This is a genomic window from Cupriavidus sp. 22TCCZM04-2 (genome assembly GCF_057798895.1).
Window position 1 is genome coordinate 69323 of sequence record NZ_JBYOJS010000024.1, and the last position, 22252, is coordinate 91574.

The window sequence follows — 22252 nt, forward strand, 5'->3', positions numbered from 1 at the left end:
TCACCGCAGCTGGATCCCCTGTCCGTCAGAAGAATATGGGGATTCAAGAATCCTGCCAACTGACCATCAGCGGCCACGGTCTTCCCGGTTGCGCGCCTGGCGGGCGTCACTTCGCTCCTCATGCTCGTGCTTTTCGCTTGTCTGGCACGGTGGCGCGCTCCTCGACTTCTATGTCTTCTGCGCCGAAAGGCGTTCGACCAGGCCGACGCCCTCGCATGGCGTCGCCTGCAGGCCGATTCATCCCCCACGTTGATCACGGTCGCCACCGCAAACGGTACCTACGTCTACGGACCTCTCCTCAAGGCCATGCGGTAGCCAGAAACGATGAACCCGGCCGAAGCCGGGTTCATCAGTTCGCAAACTCAATTCCAAACGACTATTGGCTGACCTGGCACCCGGAGCTGCATTGCTTCCGGGCAGGAGTACGCATCGTCTGACAGATCTATTTCTATCTTGGCCCCGCAGCTAAGGACCAAAGCAACGCCATCAGCCTTCTCCTCTACGTCCAGCACTTCAGAGCCAACCAGGATCTGCTCCTTTGGACCGTTTGCTCCCACTAAACAGTAGCGGTAGATATTCAGAGTAATGTTCCCAGAGAACAACAACCCACCATCATGCGGAGTCAGGTCGGCAGCCACAATCTTCCTACCTATAAGGATCTCAAGTTTCGGAATCATCTAGGTACTCACTTCGTGATGGGGAAGTGCGACTGCGAATCTGTCTGAATTCCGGCGCAGCCCCTGAAGCCCATCACTCTCCGGCGCAGGCTACTTGGCCTTCACCACATCGCCGGTATAGCTAAGTCCGGCCAGTTCCTCCCTGGCCTTTTCCGGCGATTCCAGGTCCAGCACGACGCGACCCACCAGCAGTCCAATCGAGGGCGAACTGCGCACATACTTCGTCTCGCCAGCATCAAGCACGAAACTCAGCGTCTTCTCGGTCTCCGTCGCGGCCGAAGCGACATACTTGCCGGCCGGGCGGTCCACGAAGAAGAAGCCGCCGGGCTTCGATACGCCCACCACCTGGTCATTGAGACGCAGGTCAGGCTGAATCGCAGCGCCGAACATTGACGCCGAGCGCAGGAAGTAGATCCGGCCTTCGCCTGACTTCATCGTGGGCATCGAGGCCGCCATGTCAGCGTGCTTAACGCCCGAAGCACACCCCGCCAACAACGATGACACCGCCAGTCCGGCGATCAGCATGCGCGCAACCCGTTTCATTCGATTTCTCCCAAGTTCAAAGGTACTGCAGTGGATAGCGGGGAATAGTGCTGTTCCCCGGGCAGATAGAAGCCCACCAGGGTCTTCTCGCGGATGACCAGGTAGGCCTCGTGGACCTGGCGGCCCTCGATCGTGAAGATGGTGCCAACGGGCCGATAAACGTCGCCCTGCGGCACGCGGCCGACTCTCGACCAGATCGACTTGTCTGCCAGCGTGCGGAAATAACCGGTGTCCAACGTAATGGTGGCGGTCGCCAGGGGTTGGACGCGTCTGGCAGGCTCACCTGGCTGTGTGACCTCGATGGTCGATGGGACCGTCGCAATCATGGGGGCACAGGCCGAAAGTGCCAGGCAACATGCTGCAGCGAGTCCGAAGCGCTGGAAGCGGAGAGAGAATGGTGTCCCCATTCAGGTAGCCGTTTGAATCGATAGATTGCGAAGTAGTGGCGTTCCGTCACATTGATTATTGCTTGTTCCAATAGCCGATTCCATCAAGCGAGATGACGATCTCCGGGCGCGGCGAACGGCGACACGTGTTCCCGGCGCGCCTGAATGCGATGTCCTTGATAATTGCCGTATCGGCTTACTGAAAGTCACTAGCCTCAACGGTAGCCAGTACATACCGGCCGCTGTCTTCCAAGAACGCCTCCACTTCGTATGCCAAGGGCGCGAGAGCATCACCGTGCACGAGAACAACTGCGACTAATGTCCCCTTCGGCAGGCTGACAGCTTCGCGCTCGCCTATGACAGTGCCTTCGACTGCCTTCGGCAGGCGAAACGTATCGTTTTCCCTCAAGGCTTTCATTTTTTTGTAGGTATTCCTGTTACGAATCGGACTGTAGCCACTAGGTCCTTCAATGCTGCAATGGCAGCCTCAATTTCTGTGGCAAATACAGACACGTCTTCGCCTCGATCTAGTGCTATTGCCCGAGCTTGTTCCAGCGAGAACCAATGTTCGTGGAACTCCGTGCGCCAGTTTCGGGAATCCAACCCGGGTCATTCCGGCCGCTTACCGATGACAGGAAACCGCCTCAAGGGGGTGAAGTCGACTTTCCAAATATCAAGCTCGAACAACTCTCCGCGATCATCTAGGTTAATCGCAACCATTACCGGTATCCCATCGCTATCGACAAACTCCCTCTCTGCCAGCAAGGCACCAAGGCGTCGCGGGGCCATAGTGCCAAGCTGGCAAAAGCGCAAGCTGCCCATCCCACCATCGTTCATTTCTTCAACGACAGCATTCTCCAACGAGCTAAGCAGCCCTTGTGCCTGCGGAGTTCCATGAATCATGTCGACAAGCAAAGCTTTCTCGTCATCGTGCAACAATCTCACCATACCCATGCTCACCTCGGTGGGGTAATCCGGCCGACAAGCGCGCGCCTCCATGTCGCTGCGGGAGTCGAAAGGTGCCCTTATCGACCACGGTCTGCGTACCGCCGTACAGCCCATCGTGCGCCAGAGGCGCCACGACAGCACTCGCAGCCCCACCAATCGCGCCTAATGCACAGTCACTGCTCAGTCAGCTCTACGCCCTCCACCCCAGCGGGGCAAGTCAACTACCCGCTCGCAGACAGCCCTCTACAATCTCCTTGTCCGATTTAGCGAATATCACATCGAAACGATGAGCATCCCCGGGACGCCAGTCCAGAACGGAGTCTCGCAACAATCGCAGATAAATCTCCAACTCGGGTCGCGGCAGTATCGGAAGTTCAGGGTGAATGAGCACAATGATGTGCTCATTGAGCCAACTGAAGTCTCGGAAACAATCAAACAACGCATCCCAGTTAAAGCCAAAGTAGGCGGGAAACGCGAGCAATGATGCGAGCTTCTCAAGCAAGACAGTCTTCGTTCTGATGGCACGCGGAATCACAACAACGAAAGCGCCCTCGAGGCGATACTGGCTCGGACTGTCGACGTAATGAAAGGAGGTATGTGTTGTCACTTGGTTGACGCCATGTTTGTGGCAACAAATCAATCGTTCTGAAGACGACGCTTCTCTTCTTCGTAAAAATATCGAAGCGCCTCCGGCTCTCGCTCCAAGAGGCCATCGTAGTGAGTCCCATCTGTGATCAGTTGTTCATACCCCCATAGCGCCTGCAGCATCCCTTCATCGCTTCCGCTGGGCATGAATAACCACTCATCCGGTAATCGAGGATCGGCTACTGAGAACAGCTGCACAGGAAACCAATTCGGTAGGTGATAATCGTCTGCCAATAGAAGGAGTAACGCGCCCCGCCACAGAGCCATGGCAAACACGTAGTACTCTCTGCCAACCGAGACGGTAAAACTCGACTGCTGTGTATAGCCCAAGGCCACCAGCCGAGTCGGGAGCTTCTGTCCGCTATTGCTATTGCAAATTACACGCATGGCTTTCACTTAAATTTGAAATCGTCCACAGCACCGGTATTCGTATTGCGCAAGTAGTGAATCTCAACGCCGTTGACGTTCTGTGTCATTTTCACCCAACCAACCGATGCCGGCCAGCGTGAATCAGTCATATTCAGCGGTAGTACTGCTCCTGCCTCTGGATTGGATATGACCTGCTGCATCGCCAGTTGCTCGTTCAAGCTATTTGGAACTGTTCTCCCCGTCGATCCTAGCCCAAGTGGCGTGTTACTTGTGATATCTCCAGTCGCGGAGCCTCCGTCCAGCATATTGGACAGCTTGTCGATGCCATCCTGGACAGAGGCCATCACTGTCAAGGCAGCGCACGGCAGACCCGCTGCCGATCCGCAACCGGGGTTGGCTAGGATCGTTGGCCCTTGCGGACTGCTGGCAGGAGTACCCGTCAGCGTCGATCCCCGCGGCCCCTGATTCGGCGTCGTCATGGGGCTCCCCCCATTCTGCGCCTCCAGAGGGTTGGTCAACGGATCGGTTTTCTGCGGTCCGTTATTTGGGGTCCCAATAGGATCATCGGTCACGACCGGAACGAGCACCATCAACACGCCAAACGGCGTCGGGACAGGCCGGGGCACGACCTTCACACTCAATGCATTGTTGAGCGACTCGTTTTGCGCCGCTGCCACTGCCGCATCGGCGCTTTTGCCGAGCGCGGTCGCAAGGCTGCCACCGGCAAGCATCGCAAGTGCCACCGTCGCGGCGTTGTAGCCCAGGTTGTTGAAGCTGGTCGTCTGCGTACCGTTGCCGTTGTCGACCACGGTCTGCGTACCGCCGTACAGCCCATCGCGCACCAGAGGCGCCACGACAGCACTCGCAGCCCCACCAATCGCGCCGCCTTCACAGCTTCCACCGGTCAGGCTCTGCGCCGCACACCCGAGCAGCGCGTGTGCCGCCACGTTCGCCAGGATCGATCCGGGGCTGGCATTGGGCATGCCGATTCCCGGAATTTCGGAGCCAATGGCATTGGCGCCAAGGGCGGCCACGTCCGCGACCATCCCAGTCGCAAACGCACGGCCGAAGCTGCCGCCATAGACAGCGGTGTTCACCCCGGCGGTGATGGCGGAGTGCACGGCGCTGGCGCCCAGGTAGTTACCCAGATTGGACTGGGCCGCCGCCCAATCGCCCATGCTGATGTTATTGCCAATCGTAGAGACGCCGGCACCTTGCAGTTCCAGACCAGCCAGCACGCCCTGAGTCAGCCCCGCTATCACCATAGCCACCGCGCCCGCTTCCAGGGCCTTGCCCAAGTTGACGGAACCCGTCGTCAATGCCTGGCTCGCCATGCTTGACAGCATGCCGGCCATCATGACGGCCATCAGCGAAGCACCGGCGCCCGCCGTCACGATAGAGATCGCCACAGCCGCGATGGTGCCGACCCAACTCGGCAATGGCCCTTGCTTCTTGATGAAGTTCTGGTGAATGTCGTCGGCAACCGTACCGGTGGTGTAGTTGCCGCCCAGGTTGGCCTGCAATTGCGCGATCAGCGCATTGGTTGCCGCCTGGTTGATCGAGCCATCCGGGTTAGTGATCCGCAGCGCGTCGTTAACGGCGTTGATGGCCCCCCCCTGCAGGTCCATATTGGACGCGCTTAGGAACCCGCCCGGCTGCACCTGCGTGCCACTCACCTCCAGCCAGCCGCCCTTCATCGCATAGGCCGACTTGCCGATGTCGACCACATTGGGCGCGAGGTCGAGGCTCGCCGCCTTGACGCTGAGCGTATCGGCCGCCGAGATCGTGCCGCTGTTGCGGATCGTCCCACCAGCGAAGTCCAGATTGACGTTGTCCCCAACGATATTGCCGCCGGTCGGCTTGGCCAGCGCCTGCGCGTAGCCCTCCGGCAGGTACACCTGCGGTACCAGTGCCGTCACCCCCGGACACACCCGGCTGCTGACGGTGTTGCAACTGGGGTCCGGCACCGTCTGCTCGACGTACCACAACATCGGCTTGTCCAGCGCATTGATCTGCGCCTGCGTCAGCGCGGTGCCGAGCGGGATGTTGTTGACCGCCGCATAGGCCGCCGCATTCCGGTACAGGTCCTGCTTCTCCTGGTCGGTCACCGACAACTGGTGCTGGCTGTCATAGGCCAGGCCGCTGATGAAGCTGTCCTGCCCCGTCTGCTGCAGCGCCGCTTGCTGCAGCTTCTGGTTCTCCGTGTACGGGTCGTAATAGAAGCTGACGTTGCTGCCGGGGCGCAGGTTCGGCGGCAGTTGCGACAGCAGGTCGTCCGGCGTCACCCCTGCGAGAACGCTGGTCGCCGCCAAGCCTGTCAGGTACTGCGTGCGATTGGTGTTTGCACCTGGCGTGCTGAGCGGATTGCCGCCCAGGTTGGCGGTGAAATGCCAGTCGATCGTCTGCGCACCGCCCGTTGTGGGCGTGCCAGGCGTGGCCACGATGACAGGGTTGAACTGCCACGGCTGGGTCGGGTCTGCCGCGGGGTTGGCCGGCGGCAGCGAGCCGGCCGGCACCGGTGCCGGGCCCAGCGAAATCACTTGCTTCGGTGCGGTCGCCGGCGGCGTCGGCTGGTTCGGGCTGGTGTAGCCATTGACCAGCGCCGCGCCACTCAGGTCCACCGAGTTGCCCATCAGGTTGCCGGTGTTCACCACCTGGCCCCCCGACGTCACCGTCAGCGCGTTGCCGGCGCGGATCAGCGATTCCTGGCTGCCCAGCACCGTCGTGCCGCCAGTGCTGTGGGTCTTGTCCGAGCTGAACATGCCGGTCTTTTCCACCCACATGCCGGCCCAGTTCGCGTTCTGCACGAGGCTGGTGTTGTCCACGCCGCCAGTCATGGTGACCGTGACGTTGCGCCCGCCTGAGATCAGGCCCCCGTTGTTGGCCAGCGTCGTGCCGGACAGGATCACGTCGCGCGCGCCCTGGATGACGCCCGCCGGTCCCGCCGCCACGGTCTCGCTGGCCGAGCAGTTGCTGCCCTTGTAGCTGCCGCCGCCGTTGCAGCCGCCCGCGTAAGGCGGGTTCAGGTCGCCGTAGTCCTTGTGCAGCGTCACCGGGTCCATGGCCTTGTTGACCAGCGTCGGTGCGTTGATCGACACGTCACCGTTGACCGACTGGATCGTGCCGCTCTGGTTGGTGACGCTGTTCTGAGCGGTCAGGTTCACATTGCCCTGCGCAGCCAGCGTGCCATTCAGGTTCTGGATGCTGGCTGCGTTGATGGTCAGCCCTTGCCCTGCCGCCACCGTGTTGTTCGTCTGCTGCCAGGTCAGGTCGTCATAGTGCGCATTTGCGATCTTGCACGTGGTTGAACCCGGCATGCATCCCGGCGTGGTCGTGACCTTGGCGTCGTAGAAGCCCTGGTTGGTGAAAGTGCCAGGGGTGGTGATCGTGACATTGCCGACCGCCGCCAGATCTCCGGCGTTAGTCAGGTCGCCGGTCCCATTGAGAGCGAGATTGCCACCCGCCGTGATCTGCCCAGCCTTGTCGACGCGCTCGGTGACGCTGCTCTGCGTCGCGCCGGTGACGGCGGAGCCGTCCGCTGCTTTGCCGATCAAGAGAGGCGTGTCGACTGCCACTGGGATAGAGCAGCCATTGTCCCCTCCGCTGCACTGGGGAATCGTGAGCGGGCCGAACATCAGCGTATAGCCTGGCGCGGCCAGCCCGCCCATGGTGGTGCCGCCAATGGCCTGCAATTGCGCAAGGAACGCCGACAGGCTGCCCGCGTTCACGGTGTCGGTGACGCCATCGAGCAGCGAGGCCGAATGGCCGTTGTCCAGCGTGCCGACGTTGAGGGTTGCGTCGCGTACAGCCGAGATCACGCCGCCCTTGTTCGAGAGCGAGGCCGCGGTGATGTCCAGCTTGCCACCGCTGATAATCTGGCCGGCGGCGCCCTCGGTCTGTTGCACCACGGTGCGGTCCACCTTCACGGCGGACAAGGACAAGCTTTGTTGCCACTGGGTCCCCGCCAGGTCCGGATACCACGCCGGGTTCATCCCGAGGTGCCACATCAGCACCCACTGGCTGGAGCCGTTCAGGTCACCGGTCGGGATCTGAACGTTGCCAAGCAGGAGCGGAATGGTGCCGTCCGGGTTGCGGATCAGGTCGCCCAGCGTGACGTTGACCGGCGGACCCGTCATTGTGGTGCTGCACCCCGAATCGCCCGCACAGTTGGTTTCCTGCGTGGCGTGGCTGCCAATGACCACCGAATTGACCAGCGCGTCGTTGAGGACCTGCCCCGAGACGGTGCCACTGGGGCCCATATTGACCGGTGCGCCCCGGTCGTTGATGACCTGCTGCGCAGCGATATGCACGTCACCCTGGGCACCAATGGTGCTTGCGGTGTTGTTCAGCGTCCCGCTGATATCGACCGCCAGGTTCTTGCCCGCCTGCGTGGTGCCGCCCCGGTTGTCGTAGTCGCCGCCCGTAATGGCGATGTTGCCCAGCGCCTCCACCGTGCCGGCATTGGTCGTGTTGCCGGCCAGTGCGAGGTCGCGGTTGGCGTGAATGACCCCTGTGTTCGTCAGCGTGCCTGCCGAAAGGCTCAGGTTGCCGCCGCCCACGATCTGGCCGCTGTTGTCCAGCGTGCCACCGGTGCTCAGAGTCAGGTCGCCCGCCTTCTGGATGGTGCCGGTGTTGCTGCCACCTTGTGCGCCATTCAGGACCACGTTACCCGGCAGCACATCCCAGGTGCCGGTGTTCCGGATGGCCTGGGCCGAGAGCGTCAGCGTCCCGTTGGCATTCAGCGTTCCGGTGGTGGCCGCCGACGGATCGAGTACTTGGTTGGGCGTGCTGACCGTCAGGTTGTTGCCCGCCTGAATCTGGCCCGCCGCGTTATTGAAGCTGCCTGCACCACCGTTGACCGTCAGCCTCAGGTCACCCACGGTTGGATTCAGACCCGACAGGTCGCCCGCGAAGAGCGTGCCGCCTGCGTTGCTGGCCAGCGCCCCTGTCGTGACATTCAGGCTCCGCACGCCAACCAACAGGCCGCCCGCGTTGTCCAGGCTGTTGGCCGCCTTGACGTCGACGGTCTGGCCACCCAGCGTGCCCCGATTGACCACATCGCCTGCACTCACGTTGACCGCATTGCCTACCAGTGCGCCCGTGCTCGCGTTGGAGATACTGCCGCCATTGACGGCGAGCGTCTGCGTAGCGACTGTCGTTCCGGCATTGCTCACCGTCTGGCCCGCGAGGGTCGCGTTGGTGGCCTGCGTGTTGCCGGTCAGCGTCAGGCTATTGGTGGCCGCGGCATCCAGCGTGCCGCCGATCTGGTTGTCCTGTCCGGTGGCTGAGCCGAGGCTCACGTCCTGGCCGCGCAGCGTTGCATTGCCGCCCACATAGGGCAGGCTGCCCACGGTCAGGGTCTGCCCTGCCCTGGCGTTGAGATTTCCCACGGTCAGCACGCCGCCGCTCAGGTTCGCGTTCTGGCCCGCGCTCACTGTCGTATCGCCCATGCTCAGGAGCGAACCGTTCACCGTGGCCGAGCCGCTGGTGGCCTGGATGGTGGTGTTGCCGCCGCTGTCAAGGCTGCCCGCCACCGTCGCGTCCTGCGCAGCGGTGATGGCCGCGTCGCCGTTGCTGGTGAGCGCGCCGTTGATGGTGGCACTGCCATTCGCCGCCGTAATCGTGGTCTTGCCCTGGCTCTGCGCCTGCCCGCCCACGGTCACGTTCTGCGCGGCGGCAAGCGTCAGGTCCGCGTTGCTGCCAACCTGGCCACTGGTCGTGATGCTGCCGCTGTGCGCGGTCACCGATACCGGGCCGGTGGCCGCCACCTGGCCGCCGAGGCTGGCGTCCGTGGCGGCACTCACAGTCAGGGAACCGGGCGAGACCACATCGCCCGTGGTCGTCACGGCTCCGCTGACACCGGTGAGCGTGACGTTGCCGCCGGTGCTGCCTGCCGCGCCGTGGATGGTCAGGTTACGCTGGCTGGACAGGTTCAGATCGCCCGCCGACACCGCGCTGCCGTCAATGGTGGTATCGCGGGCCGCATTGAGGGCGATGATCCCCGGCGAGGTCACGTTGCCGCCCAAATGTATGTCGCCACGGCCATCATTACCCGCCGCCGAGACCGATACCTGCGAACCCGATACTGCGCCACCGATATCGACGCTGGCGCCGGCGGCCAGCGTCACCGCCTGCTGTGCGCTGACGCCGCCGGCGCCAGTGATCGATCCGCCTGCGTTGACGGTCACTGCATGGTTGGCGCTGAGCGTGCCACCCAGCGTGGCATCCAGGCCCGAACGCACGCTGTAGTTGCCCTCAGCCTGCCCATTGCCCGCGGCATTGGCGCTGCCTGCAGCCGACAGGACGACGTCACCCTTGCCGTAAGTCTTGCCGACCTTGAGGTTGCCCGCCGAATCCAGCGTCAGGTTGCCGGCGGAGGCCGCCAGGTTGCCGTCGGCGCGGACACCCACGCCAGCCGCCGTCGACAGGATGGTGATCTGGCCCGCGGTCATGGCACCAAACGCTGTGGCATCGATCGCCAGTCCATTGGCCGCCGTGGTGTTGGTGACGGCATTGTTCGGGCCGGTAGCAATAGTGGTGAAGCCGCTGCCGGCCGGTGCCACCAACTGGCGTCCGGCCACGACGTTGATCTGGTTGCCGGCGTAGAGCGCCGCATCGATGCCAATAGATTCGCCGATCAGGTTGATGTTGCCGACCGTGCCGTCGATACCGACGCCATTGGGATTGCCCGGGGCCGGATTGGCAATCTGGATGCGCCCGCCCTCCACCAGGAAGCCAGCCGCGGAGGCCGCATCAAAGCTGCTCGGGACGCCAGTGGTGGACAGGAATTGCGGCACGCCCGTGGTGAGCGTCACCTGCGTCGCATTGGTAAAGCCTGCACCGCTTGTATAGACGCCACCCGGCGCGGCAATGACGAGTCCGGCGGGCGCGCCGAAGATCTCCACCGTGCCGTTGACCTGTGCCGGCGCCGTACTGGTGACCTGGTTGATGATCAGGCTTGCCGGTCCCGAGCCGGCAAGGTTCGGATTCGCCGCCACCTGGCCACCAAGGAAGGTGCCCCCACCCGTGGTGCTGTTGTTCAGGATCAGGCCAACCGGATCGACCACGAACGCGCGGTACTGGTTCAGCGAAATGCCCGCAGCGTTCGGTGTGGTGATGCCCACGACTGGCACGCCTCCTTCTGGCGCACCGGCTCCCGTGGTGGCACTGATCGCCGGCTGGAATCGGATCGGTGCTGTGGGATCGACGATGGGCGCGGCATTGGCCTCGCGCATGCCGAAGCTGATCGTCACCGGCAAGTGATTGACCGCCCACCGCATCAACCCCTGGCGTGCCGCACCGGCCAGCACCGCTGGCGTGTCGACCGCAACCGCGCCCGCAGCCAGCACACCGGCTGCCTGGCGCGCCTGCTGGAGCGACACCTGCAGCGGCGCCAGCCACAGCGTCAGCGCCACGACTCCGGCCAAGGTGCGCGCCGCAAAGCTACGGCGCGTGCGCTCAGCCATCGAAACGTCAGGTGTCATGCCTGACATCGTTGCGCGGGTCGTGGCGCCGGCGTGGAGTCCAGCGGGGATCTGTGCTGCGGGGGCCGTGGCGGCCGACTGCGTGCGGGTCATAGCGATCCTGACGATGCGGTTTGCTGCTTGTCTTGCGTCGGGGTTGGCGCGGTGCGTTGGCTCACGCGCCGCGGGCGACGTGGCGAAGCTGCGCCCCGCCCTGCCCGCTTGCTTACTGGGCGATCCTGGACTTGGCCAGCAGCTGCGTGACCAGCGCGGTAGTCGCGCGCTCGAGCGCCTGCGCCTGCAAGGCTTGCTGGATGCCAGGCTTTACCTGATCGAAGGCCGGCACTTGCGTGGCACGTACCTCGTCGACCTTGAGCAGGTAGAAGCGGTTGTCGAAAGCAATCGGCGCGGCGCTGAGCGCGCCGGCAGGCAAGGTCGCGATGGCTTGCGCGAGCGGGAGCGGCAGCCCTTGCGTCTTGCCGTCCTGCGCCGGCACCTTGAAGCTGACCCAGTCCATCGCGCCACCGGCGGCCTTTGAAGGCGCGAGGCTGACCTGCTGCGCCACCTTGCCAAAGTCCTCGCCGCCCTTGATACGCGCGAGTGCCGCCGCAGCCCCCGCCTCGTCGGCTACCTGAATCAGGCGCGCCTTGTATTCCTTGTCGCCGAGACTGGCCACGATGGCGTCATAGCGCGCCCTGACCTCCGCGTCGGTGACGGGGGCCGGCTTGATGTGGTCCTTCAGCCAGGCTTGGGTGAGGATCGCCGACCTGGCGTCACGGATGGCCTGCTGCACCTCGGCGCGCGATTCGAGAGACTTGTCCTTGGCTGCCTCCTGGCGGAACAGCTCCCGCGCAATCAGTTGCTGTGTGATGGCACTGCGCGCTTGCGGCGTATCGGGGAGATGCGCCTGCTGCAGCGCCGCCGTGACCTGGCTGTCCGGGATGGTCACGCCATTGACGGAAGCCGCATCGGCGGCGGGCAGGTATGCCTGCAGGCCCAAGGCCATGGCGGTGGTGATCAGGAAACGGGCGGAGTTGGACGACATGGTGAATTCCCTGGAGATGGAGCTCAGTAGAGCCAGTTGAGCGTGGCCAGCACGATTGGGCGCTTGCCACCCAGCACGGCCGGCTGGGCCAGCGGTACGCCAACCAGAAGCTCGCTGGTGAAGGTTTGCCGGGCCCACTGGGCCGAAAGGCGAAGGCCGGCGCCAGTGCCGGCCACGTATTGCCAGTGACGGGTGGCCACGTACATCGTCTGGCCGCCATCGAGACAGAGATACGGCTCCATGCGCAGGCCCGCCAGCTTCGGCGCGTTGGCCCACGCCAGTTCGTTGCGCCAGTAGGCGCCGCGGTCGCCGGCGATCACCCCTTCACGAAAGCCGCGCACCGTGCTCATGCCGCCGGCATAGATCTGCTCGGAGCCAAACAGCGCCACAGTGGTCCACTGCCCGACCAACTGGGCGCGCCAGGCAAGGCGCGCACTGTCGGACACCAAAGGCAACGGCAGCTGCCAGCCCACGTTGCCATCCAGCTTGGTGAACTGGGCGTGAGCCTCGTCGGATCGGATGTCCGAGGGGTCGCGGGTGGCATTGACGCTGGGCAGGCCACGCGAGATGCCGACTTCAGCCGTTCCATAGCCCGGCTGGCTGTTGGCCGTGAAGCGCCGCAGCCCGCTCCAGGCCGCGCGCAGCACGGTCAGGCGCTGCGGGTCGAGCTGGAAATTGTTGATCTCGCGCTCGGTCTTGCGGTGCGTCAGCGTCAGGTCGAAGGCCTGCCTGCCACTCTGGCTACGGGTGAGAACCCGGTTCCAGCCAACCGTATGACCGAAGGTGCGGCCGTACAGCAGCGCCGTGTCTCCGATGACGTTCTGATACTCGGAGACCGAGCCGGTGTAGCTGAAGGTGTTGTAACCCCAAGGCACGGCTGCCGACACGACGGCGGCGTTGGTGTCCAGCGTACCCACGTAGCTCGCCGACAGCGCCTCCTGAAAGCCAAGCGCGTTTTCCGCGTCGATGCCAAGCCGCGTGCGTGAAGTCCCCGTGGTCTTGCTGCCATAGTTGTCCACACCGGCATTGAACCGGAAGCGGTCACCCGGTTGATTGGCCAGCGCAACGATCGAACTGCCCGGCGTCTGGCCAGGCTGGATCTGCAGCTCGGCGCGGTTTCGGCGCAGCCGGTTGATCTGGTCCACGCCCTGCTCCAGGTCCTGCAAGCGCAAGGTATCTCCGGGCGCAGGGAACTGGGCAGCGGTACCGGCATCGGTCAGCCAGCCGCCTCCCATCGTGTCAAAAGGGGCGCGGTCATTCGGCCGGATCGTCTCGCCGTTGAGCGTGATCGCCGCCACCTTGCCTGGTACGACGGTAATGACCAACACTCCGCTGGCAAGGTTCTGCTCGCCAAGATATGCGCGCGTGGTGATGTAGCCCCTGGCGACAAACGCCTCGGTGAAGCGCCGCAGCAAGAGGTTGATGCGGTTGGTGCCCAGCGCATGGCCGACGAATGGCGCGGTGATGGCCTCGACCTCGCGGTCGCTCAGGACCGTGTTGCCGGCGACCTCAATGCGGCGGATCTCGAAGGTGGCGGAGGTTTCGGGCACCGCCTCCACCGATGCATCGGCAGGCACCACAGTGGGCACTTCGATTTTGGCCGGAGGCTGGGTCGCCTCGCGCTCAAGCTCGCGCTGACGCTGCTCGCGCAAGAGCCGTTGCGCGGGATCCTCGGGCACGAGCGCGGCCGGTGGCACCTGAGCCCACGCTGGCGCGCACGCCAGGGCCATGGCCGCCCACGCGGCTGCACGCAGCGAAATTGATTTCCACATCATTGCCAGAACCAGCTGGTGAGACCCAGATGGCTATCGATCGATACCGGATCGCGATGGCGCGCTCGAATCACGGAGGACAGACCACTGACCGTGACGTTGCCGTCGAAGCTGCCGCCATCGGTGACGGTGTCGCCGTTGATCTGCGTCTTGCCGGCGGCCATCCAACTGCCACCCACGTCCGTCGCATACAGGCGCGCCCAGGTATCCCCAAAGAAGGCCTTGAAGCCGCGATCCCGAGCAATCGCGGTGTAACCGGTGATGCCGCTCGCGTAGGTAACCGGCGCCGTGACCGTCAGCTCGCCCATGGCCAGCACCCGGCCGCCCGCGTTATAGGCCGCCTTCCCGGCCTGGATGTCGATGTCACCGCCCGCGGACAACAGGCCACCAGTCACCACCGTGCTCGATGATGCCGAAGTGCGGCAGAAGATCAGACAGGAGCGCTCGTAGTGCGCGACGCCGGTGGACACGCCTTGCGTTCGGAACGTGTCGGCGGCCGTGATGTGAATCGGCCCGTTGTTGGCGTAGATCTCACCACCATAGTTGGTGACGTTGCGCCCGGAGATGGTCGTGCCCTTGTCCGAGAGCAGGTAAGCGATCTGGCCGGGCTGATCGGCCAAACCATAGTCCACATCGAATCCCGCGGTGCGCCTGGAGAGCGCCAGCCAGCGTTGACCGGATGCTGCGTAGAACGTCGGCTGCTCGCCATTGCTGCCGGGCTGTTTGCTGATCTCATTGGAGACGTCGCCATCCGCGTGAATGCGCAAGAAGCCGTTTGAGAGCATGCGAGCGTGGCGGTTCACAACGTTGCCAGCCGCTTGCACATCGACATCATCAGCCGCGCCAAACAGGATGCCGAGGTAAGTGGGCGTGGACTGGTTCGTGACATTGCCGCCGGCACGCACGGTCACCGCGCCCGTGGACGATGGCTCGCCGGCGATACGGGTCTGGCCTTGAATCAGGGCTCCATCGTTGGTGACGTCGGTATCGGACTCGATCAGCACGCCCCCGCTCTTCGCCACAAGTGACGCCTGCGTGCTGGCTGAATCGATTGTCACGGCCTCGCCGTGCACGCGCACATTGGTAGCTGCCAGCACGCTGCTGTCGTGCTGCGTGTAGGTGCCCGTGGCATCCATGACGACGGATTCGCCGGAAGACCTGACCTCCGCCTCCCGCAGGGTCAGGTTTCGCGACTGGATGCGCGTGCCGGCCACGCCGTCGATATCGGCTCGGGAAACCGTCGCGTCCCCGGTGGCCACTGTCACAGTCCCGCTGGTGGACACCAGTGCGCCGCGCTGGACACCCCCTTCCATCGCGAGGCTCGGCGTCTGGATCAAGACGTTACCCGCGGCCTTCGCCTGCGTGCCGGTGAGCGACAATCCTTCGCCTGCGCCGAAGATGCCGATACCGCCGCTGGCGTCGAGCGTGGATTCGGCAAGGCGGATGGGCTGGCTATGTACCTGCCCCGTTGCGCCGATCACGATATCGCCGGGCTCGTTCGTTCCGGCCAACAGACGCGACTGCGCCAGGTCCACGCGGTCGGAACTCACCTGCAGGTGCCGGCCAGCACTGACGTTCCCGGTACCCACCAGGCCGCCGCTCTGGACCAGCACGTCACGCCTGGCCTGGATCGTGCCCGAAGCCAGCTGCAAGTCACCGCTGCCCGTCACCACGAAGTCCCCTGCGGTGGCAAAAGCCGCGCCGGCGTGATGTACCCCTGCTCCCCGGTCCGTCACCAGGAGTTCAATGCGGCCGGAACTGAGGCTGCCTGCAGCGCTGATGTCGATAGCGACGCCCTGGCCGGGCGTAGTCAACGGCGACGAGTAGGTAATCCACGGCGTCAGATTGTCCGTGGGCGATACGCCGGTATCGATCTCGGCGCGGCTTGTGCCGGCTACCAGGCGCACCTTCGCGTTCGCATCGCTATACAGATTGGTGACCGGTCCGCCAATACGAATTTGGCTGGCGATCAGCTCCAGGTTCAGGAGTGAGCCGGACAAGCCTTCGGCGCCAACGACAATCGCACCCTGGCCCGTCTTCAGGATGACATTGCGCTGCAGTTCTGCATTCGCTGTGGTGAAGTCATTAAAGGAGACCTGGCCGGTCGTGAGGGCGAGATTGCCCATGTTATGCACGGTCAGGCCATTCACCGTCACGCCATTCGGATTGGCCACGATGACGTTCGCGCGTTGCGGCCCGAGTACGGTGAGCGGGCCTTCCAGCACGGAGGGATTGGTGCTGGTTACCTGGTTGAGGATGGTGCGTGCGAGTACTGCGTTGTTGTCAAGGTCGACGCCCGCACGCGAGACATTGAAGTCGCGATAGGTATTGGTCGAGACGCCGCCGATGGCCGGCGCGAGGTTGACAGTGACACGGCCATTGGCGCCAACACTCGCCGACGTGAGACTACCGCCATCGGGAACGACGCCCGCAGACCAGCATTTCGCGGCGGCCATGGCGAGAAGCAATGCCATCATCCCCTGCGATCGGCGCCAGAATACATGTCTGCCCTTCGTCGTGCTGGAACCGTACCCCACTGCCTTCCTCCTTGGGATGTGGCGCGGGAGCGAAATGTCTCAGAGTGAGACACACGATTGAATGTTAGCCAGCAGCTCGGTGTGCCCTACGCGCAAAATTGGAGGGCATACTATCGACAAATCTCTACGGAATCTTTAGGACAAATCCGATTTTTGGAGAGATTTTTTGAAGATTTTGATTTGATGCCCCTCAGGGCAATCGGGAAGCAATGGAACGCACTGACATGAGCTATGGCCTTGCCGAGCGCTCCGCGCAGGTATCATCGTGACCGTCCGCCGGCCTTGACTGGCACACGTCGGCGCGCACCGAACTGGTCAGTATCTTCCTCTTCGAGGACAAGAACGACATGGCCTGGGGCGCTTTCATCGCTGGCCCGGTTTCGACGCAGCTGTGGCGGCGGATGGCAGCGGTTCGCGGCAGCACACATCCGCGTGACGCGATTGCCCTCTATCATCAGCTGCTGCCGGTCGCTGCGGGAAGCGCGCGCAACGCGCGCTATGACGAGGCGTTTGAAATCGTGCGCGCCATCGGCAAGCTGAGGGCAAAGCTGGGGGAGCGCGCAAAGTTCACCAGCGAACTGAAAAAGATTCGCGCGACCTATCGCGCGAAGCGCAACTTCATCAAGTTGCTGGCCACGTTGTCCTGATTTCTTCCTAGCGTCTGGCGCATGGCGAACTGCACCCCGCAGCGCTCCTGTACATCGTCATCTGATTTATGTCGCAGCCCCCAGGTCCGTGCCGGGCGTGGGTTCCATGCTGAGACGCTCAGTTCTTCATTCCGCTAAATCAATGGACATATCCCTCGATTGCTGACGCAATTTCGCATTGAACCCGCCTGTCTCCCAAGCGAATACTGAACTGCAATGCGGCAATACAGGCGCTGCGCGCGCCTGACCGGCCGTCCATTGCCGCAGAGAAAAACACCAAAGAGGAGACAGCAGTGAACAGACGTCATTTATTGCGAGCCGGCGCCGCCGGCCTTGTCAGCGGAGGCTTCACCATCCAGGGCGGCCCCGCATATGCACTCGCGGACTACAGCCGATACCCCGAGCGTCCCATCCGCATCCTGCTCGGCTTTCCCCCGGGCGGCTCCAGCGACGGCCCCATGCGAGTGCTGGCGGCCAATGCATCGAAGACACTGGGGCAGCCCATCGTGATCGAAAACAAGCCGGGCGCCGCAGGCGTATTGCCGGCGCAGATACTGCAGTCCTCCAGGCCGGACGGCTGCACCCTGGCGGTCGTCCCGCAGAGCGTGTTCCGCCTGCCCTATACCATCGACATTAACTGGAACCCGGCGGACCTGGCCTACATACTCGGCGTGACCGGCTACGTGTTCGGCCTTGTCGTGCCCGCGACCTCGCCCATCAAGACGATGGCGGACTACATCGCCTACGCGAAGGCGCATCCCGACGCGTTGAGCTATTCCACGCCGGGCTCGCTCACGACCAATCATCTGACCATGGAACAGATCTCGCAAACGGCGGGCATCCGGCTGACCCACGTACCGTTCAAGGGGACCAGCGAATCCCTGCAGGCCTTGCTTGGCGGCCATGTCATGTCGGCCGCCGAAACCGGTGGGTGGCAACCCTATGTCGAAAGCGGCAAGCTGCGCCTGCTGGCGGTCTGGGGAGACAAGCGCATGCCGCGCTTTCCCGACGTGCCAACGCTGAAGGAGTGCGGCATCGACATCGCGCAATCGTCGCCGTGGGGACTGGCGGCACCCAAAGGCACGCCGGCACCGATCATTGCCAGGCTCCACGCGGCTTTCAGGCAGGCGATGGCACAGGACAATTTCAGGGATGCACTGAAACCCTTCGATATGGAACCGATGTATATGAGCCCCGACCAGTACCGCCGCTTTGCGATCAGCGCCATGGCGCGAGAGAAGGCGGTGCTGGAGTCGATCCGATATAGGAAGAACAGCGGCTCATGACCTCCAGTGCAGCCTCGGGTACGACTTCAGCTCCTTCGAGTTCTCAGTCTCCGGCAGGCCAGCCCTTGATCCATGACTGGCCTGGTGAAGTCAGAAGAGGGCTCGGTCATCACATTCTCCGCCTCGCACGCTTTAACGCGGTAGCCACAGACCACGCGAACGTGATCGCCGGCCCACGCAAACGTTATGCCAAAAGGCGTCGCAACCGCATAAGCTGGTAGTGCGGGCGGGGGCTACCTGCGCAAAGACCACCGGAGGCGGCCAGGACGTTGCAATCATGTTCAATGATGGTCATCGGGTTGTCCTCGCAACCCTTCTTCTCTCTTGCGCACTGGTTGTGCCCGCCTCGGTTGCCGCAGCCGACAAAGATCCCACTGCCAGCCTGGAGGAAGTGGCAGCTGCGAGCGGCAGTGAAGTAACGAAGCCGGAGGAATCGGTAGCGGTTCATGGCCAGTCAACCTACATCTGGCAGTACAAGCCACCGTTCACGGCCGCATACACAGGCACCAAGAGCCTGCTGCCATCCGCGGAGCACGGCTATTCGTGGTCGGCAACGCTGAGCGTGGGATTGCGTCTCTGGCATGGCGCTTCTGTCTTTCTGGATCCCGAGCTGATCCAGGGCGTCGCGTTCTCCGATTCGCAGGGCCTGGGCGGGCTGGCCAACGGTGAACTGGCGAAGGCCGCGGTAGCGCATCCTACGATCTACAGGGCAAGACTGTTTCTGCGGCAGGAGATCGCACTCGGTAACGAGACGGAAGCGGCGGAATCCGGCTTTCATCAGCTTGCGGGCCAGCAGAGCAAGCGCCGCATCGTGATCACGGCTGGCAACCTGTCCGTGCTCGATGTCTTCAACAGCCTCGAATACGCGCACGACCCTCGCAGCGAATACCTCAACACTGCGTTTGCTTCCCATGCATCGTTCGACTTCCCGGCTGATGCGCGCGGCTACACATGGGGGGCGGCGGTCGAATACATCGACGGCGATTGGGCGGTGCGACTCGGCCGGTTCCTGCAGCCCCTGCAACCGAACGGGCTAGAACTCGATACCAGGATCTTCGAGCACTACGGCGACATGCTGGAACTGGAGCATGGGTACACATTGTTCGGCAGCGCAGGGAAAGCGCGCGTGCTGCTATGGCGTAACCATGCACATATGGGGGCGTTCACCGACGCACTGGACCTGGCGTCCCGCACCGGCAGCGTTCCCGATGTGGCGCAGGTACGGCGCGAACATGCGAAGGTCGGCGCCGGCGTCAGTCTGGAGCAGAAGGTCGGGGAATCGCTGGGACTCTATGCCAGGGCCGATTGGGCCGATGACAAGACCGAAAGCTATGCATTCACGGAAGTGGGGCGCAGCGCTTCGGCCGGGGCAATCCTGAAGGGTGGCTATTGGCATCGGGCGATGGACAGCCTCGGTGTTGCCGCGGCCGTCAACGGGCTGTCGAAGGAGCATCAGGAATACCTCGCGCGTGGGGGCTTGGGCGGATTCCTTGGCGATGGCGCACTGCGCTATGGCCCCGAGCAGATTTTCGAGGTGTTCTACAGCCTGGCGGTGCAGCGGCACTTCTTCGTCAGTCCGGACTTCCAGTACATCAGGCATCCCGGCTACAACCGCGATCGTGGCCCTGCAAGGTTCTACGGCGTGCGGGTGCACGCGCAGTTTTGATCGCATCCATTCAGGAGGGCGCTATAGAGCGAGGGGACGGTCGACAGTGTCAGTTCCGGACCAACGTGGGGAAAATGGTTGTCAGACCGTTACCGATACCGGTCAGGACGAAAAAGGCCTATCACAAGGCATGGACCTGCCTCCAACGATCGAGGAGAAACCATGTCACTGGATAAAGTCATGTTGATCCGGCATGCGGAGAAGCCCACCCCGGGAGGGGCGGGCGGCGTCGATGAATCTGGTAACCCTGATCCGGAAAGCCTGACTCCGCGGGGATGGCAGCGCGCCGGTGCATTGGTCCGGTTTTTCTATCCCGCAACTACAGCTATTGGGAAGATAACCACTCCCGATGTGGTTTTCGCAGTAGGAGTAGGACCGGAAAGCCAAAGCAAACGGTCGGTGCAAACAATCAGTTCGCTTTCTGCTCTGTTGAAGGCCGAGCGTTCAGCGCCATTCGTTTGTGATTACCTCAAGGACGAAGTGGACGGACTCGTAGCCGACGTAAAGCGTCGAGACGGTACTGTCCTTGTCGTGTGGGAACACAAACTCCTTGCGACCGTCGTGAACCTTCTGTCCGATGGCAAGTTTTCGCCCGCGCCCTGGCCGGAGGATCAGTTTGACATGGTGTGGGTACTAGAGCGTGCTGGTGCAAGGTGGGATTGGGGTGAGGTGCCGCAGAAGTTGCTTCCAGGAGACTCGTCCTGAAGTCCATGGCTGCACGATACTCAAGGACCCAGATCCGGACGTTCCAAGAGGGGGAGCTTTCGCGAATCGTCCAGATTTCCATCGTCCACCATGCCGCAGTCTTCACGGCATGATGTGATGGCAGTGTCGGCAGATCGCCGCCTGATAGGCCACTTCGTAAAAGGCAAAGCTTGCCCAGCAGCTCTCAGCGCTGATGTAAGACTTACCTGCCGGAACTGTTCTCGGATATTACTTGGCTCACACGGGCCGGCATCTACGCGTCACTGTGGCTTTTCGTCTCGCTGCTGATGGGCGCGTTCGCTGCAAGCCTGACCGCCACGATTGGCGGACGGCAACGCGACTTCTGAACTCCACATTTCAACAGGAGACAATCATGCGTTCCATCTTGCTCTACTTGCTTGGCGTACCCATTCCGCTGATCATCCTGATCGCGCTGTTCGCGCATCATTAGTCATAGAGAGGCGCCTTACCTTCGCGGAGGATCATGATTCCGGTCGTCCTGGTTAGAGCGCGCGCGCCTTGATGGCCCTGAGCGAGACAAGCAATCCGCTCGAAGCGCGAGCGCCGAATTGGCCGTGTCGAAAGAATCGTGAAGGCGGCGCAGATCGCTCTGACAGATGCGGTACTTGAAAAGCTGGACGCATTGGGCGAACCTGACATTCGCAAACAGGCTCTGAGCAGGCTCCCCGCCTGTCACGACCGGACGCCATCACGGCGCGGTATGCTTGACGCCAACCAGTTCCACGCAAAGGACGAAGTTGGCACGAACCACAACGCATGACATAAAAGCCCGCGCCCCGTGGCTGCGCATCGGACTGGCATTGGCGGGCGCCTTGCTGCTGGGCGATGCCATCGCGCTGATGCTGATGGGCCTGTTCAATTTCGGCATCGTGCTGCCCTTGGCCATCGGCGCGGCCTTTCTCGCGCTGTCATGGCGCTGGCGGCAAGTGGCGCAATGGCGCGCGGCGAAGCCGTGGCGCCAATGGATCTGGGCGGCAGGCTGGGGCGCCTTTGCCGCGTGGCTGGTGACGGTGGGATGGTTCTTCCATGGCATCCGCAGCGGCATGGAACCCGCCACGCGCCATGCATCGCCGCCCGCAGCCATCATCGTGCTCGGTTCCGGCTCGCCGGACTGCGAGGCCTCGCCAACGTTGATGGCACGACTGGAGCAAGGCATGGCGCAAGCGCGCCGCTGGCCGTCGGCCAAGGTCGTCGTGAGTGGCGGCCTGGACTTCGGCGGGCGATGCCGGGAGGCTGACATCATGGCCGACACCCTGATCGCGCGCGGGGTGGCGCCGGACCGGATCCTGCGCGAGGGACGCAGTACCAGTACCGAGGAGAACCTGGTGTTCAGCCAGCGCTTGCTTGGCGAGCAGGGCGTGACGGCCGCAGCGCCCATTGTCGTGGTGACCAGTGATTTCCACGTATGGCGAGCGGTGCGGATTGCGCGCAAGGCGGGGTTCGGCGAGGTGTCCGGCGTGGGGGCGCAGACGCCTTTGTACCTTCGGTTCAATGCGTGGTTGCGGGAGTATTTTGCGGCGATCAGTGGGTGGGTGTTGGGGG

15 protein-coding genes are annotated in these 22252 nt (G+C 63.1%); 5 read left to right on the forward strand and 10 right to left on the reverse strand.

All coding sequences use genetic code 11. From position 1 onward, the window contains the following. Positions 1-362: 362 nt before the first annotated feature. The 10 genes from AC3FKG_RS26340 to AC3FKG_RS26385 form a co-directional block, all read right to left on the reverse strand. Positions 363-677, reverse strand: coding sequence for a hypothetical protein (locus AC3FKG_RS26340; protein ID WP_488744534.1), 315 nt, complete (start codon positions 675-677; stop codon positions 363-365). A gap of 90 nt (positions 678-767) precedes the next feature. Continuing rightward, entirely contained in the window at positions 768-1220 is a 453-nt protein-coding gene (locus tag AC3FKG_RS26345; RefSeq protein ID WP_483709996.1) for a DUF2846 domain-containing protein, read from the reverse strand. Then, a complete protein-coding gene (locus AC3FKG_RS26350; protein WP_488744535.1) occupies positions 1217-1546 on the reverse strand; it encodes a hypothetical protein in 330 nt (109 codons plus the stop codon). The genes AC3FKG_RS26345 and AC3FKG_RS26350 overlap by 4 nt, the downstream gene beginning before the upstream one ends. Positions 1547-2215: 669 nt before the next feature. Next, positions 2216-2560, reverse strand: coding sequence for a DUF6984 family protein (locus AC3FKG_RS26355; RefSeq protein WP_483709994.1), 345 nt, complete (start codon positions 2558-2560; stop codon positions 2216-2218). Between the two features lie 211 nt (positions 2561-2771). Further along, positions 2772-3161, reverse strand: a complete 390-nt coding sequence (locus tag AC3FKG_RS26360; RefSeq protein ID WP_488744536.1) for a barstar family protein — start codon at positions 3159-3161, stop codon at positions 2772-2774. Between the two features lie 29 nt (positions 3162-3190). After that, complete coding sequence (locus AC3FKG_RS26365; RefSeq protein ID WP_483709991.1) at positions 3191-3595, reverse strand: hypothetical protein; 405 nt, start codon at positions 3593-3595, stop codon at positions 3191-3193. Continuing rightward, positions 3592-11052 carry a two-partner secretion domain-containing protein gene (locus AC3FKG_RS26370; protein WP_488744537.1) on the reverse strand — a complete coding sequence of 2487 codons (7461 nt, stop codon included), beginning with the start codon at positions 11050-11052 and terminating at the stop codon, positions 3592-3594. The genes AC3FKG_RS26365 and AC3FKG_RS26370 overlap by 4 nt, the downstream gene beginning before the upstream one ends. 205 nt (positions 11053-11257) lie before the next feature. Continuing rightward, positions 11258-12076: a peptidylprolyl isomerase gene (locus AC3FKG_RS26375; protein WP_488744538.1), complete on the reverse strand. Its 819-nt coding sequence runs from the start codon at positions 12074-12076 to the stop codon at positions 11258-11260. 23 nt (positions 12077-12099) lie between these two features. After that, a complete protein-coding gene (locus AC3FKG_RS26380; protein ID WP_488744539.1) occupies positions 12100-13851 on the reverse strand; it encodes a ShlB/FhaC/HecB family hemolysin secretion/activation protein in 1752 nt (583 codons plus the stop codon). Further along, positions 13848-16325 carry a two-partner secretion domain-containing protein gene (locus AC3FKG_RS26385; protein ID WP_488744540.1) on the reverse strand — a complete coding sequence of 826 codons (2478 nt, stop codon included), beginning with the start codon at positions 16323-16325 and terminating at the stop codon, positions 13848-13850. Before AC3FKG_RS26385 ends, AC3FKG_RS26380 begins: the two co-directional genes overlap by 4 nt. A 407-nt stretch (positions 16326-16732) precedes the next feature. Here AC3FKG_RS26385 and AC3FKG_RS26390 point away from each other — a divergent pair, with 407 nt between their 5' ends. From AC3FKG_RS26390 to AC3FKG_RS26410, 5 genes are all read left to right on the forward strand, one after another. Then, positions 16733-17032, forward strand: a complete 300-nt coding sequence (locus AC3FKG_RS26390; RefSeq protein ID WP_488744541.1) for a hypothetical protein — start codon at positions 16733-16735, stop codon at positions 17030-17032. Positions 17033-17325: 293 nt separating this feature from the next. Further along, positions 17326-18318, forward strand: coding sequence for a tripartite tricarboxylate transporter substrate binding protein (locus tag AC3FKG_RS26395; protein WP_488744542.1), 993 nt, complete (start codon positions 17326-17328; stop codon positions 18316-18318). Between the two features lie 277 nt (positions 18319-18595). Beyond that, positions 18596-19984 (forward strand): carbohydrate porin, encoded by a 1389-nt coding sequence (locus AC3FKG_RS26400; RefSeq protein WP_488744543.1) that lies wholly within the window; start codon positions 18596-18598, stop codon positions 19982-19984. 162 nt (positions 19985-20146) lie between these two features. Continuing rightward, positions 20147-20689, forward strand: a complete 543-nt coding sequence (locus AC3FKG_RS26405) for a phosphoglycerate mutase family protein (protein ID WP_488744544.1) — start codon at positions 20147-20149, stop codon at positions 20687-20689. Positions 20690-21447: 758 nt separating this feature from the next. After that, on the forward strand, positions 21448-22252 hold an 805-nt coding region (locus AC3FKG_RS26410), incomplete at its 3' end, for a YdcF family protein (RefSeq protein ID WP_488744545.1).

What these genes read in the sequence shown, in the direction of transcription:
- AC3FKG_RS26355 (WP_483709994.1), bottom strand. Translation starts at nt 2,560, where the DNA reads ATGGGTATGGTGAGATTGTTGCACGATGACGAGAAAGCTTTGCTTGTC.
- AC3FKG_RS26380 (WP_488744539.1), bottom strand. Translation starts at nt 13,851, where the DNA reads ATGATGTGGAAATCAATTTCGCTGCGTGCAGCCGCGTGGGCGGCCATG.
- AC3FKG_RS26400 (WP_488744543.1), top strand. Translation starts at nt 18,596, where the DNA reads ATGTTCAATGATGGTCATCGGGTTGTCCTCGCAACCCTTCTTCTCTCT.
- AC3FKG_RS26350 (WP_488744535.1), bottom strand. Translation starts at nt 1,546, where the DNA reads ATGATTGCGACGGTCCCATCGACCATCGAGGTCACACAGCCAGGTGAG.
- AC3FKG_RS26340 (WP_488744534.1), bottom strand. Translation starts at nt 677, where the DNA reads ATGATTCCGAAACTTGAGATCCTTATAGGTAGGAAGATTGTGGCTGCC.
- AC3FKG_RS26405 (WP_488744544.1), top strand. Translation starts at nt 20,147, where the DNA reads ATGTCACTGGATAAAGTCATGTTGATCCGGCATGCGGAGAAGCCCACC.
- AC3FKG_RS26385 (WP_488744540.1), bottom strand. Translation starts at nt 16,325, where the DNA reads ATGATGGCATTGCTTCTCGCCATGGCCGCCGCGAAATGCTGGTCTGCG.
- AC3FKG_RS26370 (WP_488744537.1), bottom strand. Translation starts at nt 11,052, where the DNA reads ATGACACCTGACGTTTCGATGGCTGAGCGCACGCGCCGTAGCTTTGCG.
- AC3FKG_RS26375 (WP_488744538.1), bottom strand. Translation starts at nt 12,076, where the DNA reads ATGTCGTCCAACTCCGCCCGTTTCCTGATCACCACCGCCATGGCCTTG.
- AC3FKG_RS26390 (WP_488744541.1), top strand. Translation starts at nt 16,733, where the DNA reads ATGGCCTGGGGCGCTTTCATCGCTGGCCCGGTTTCGACGCAGCTGTGG.
- AC3FKG_RS26345 (WP_483709996.1), bottom strand. Translation starts at nt 1,220, where the DNA reads ATGAAACGGGTTGCGCGCATGCTGATCGCCGGACTGGCGGTGTCATCG.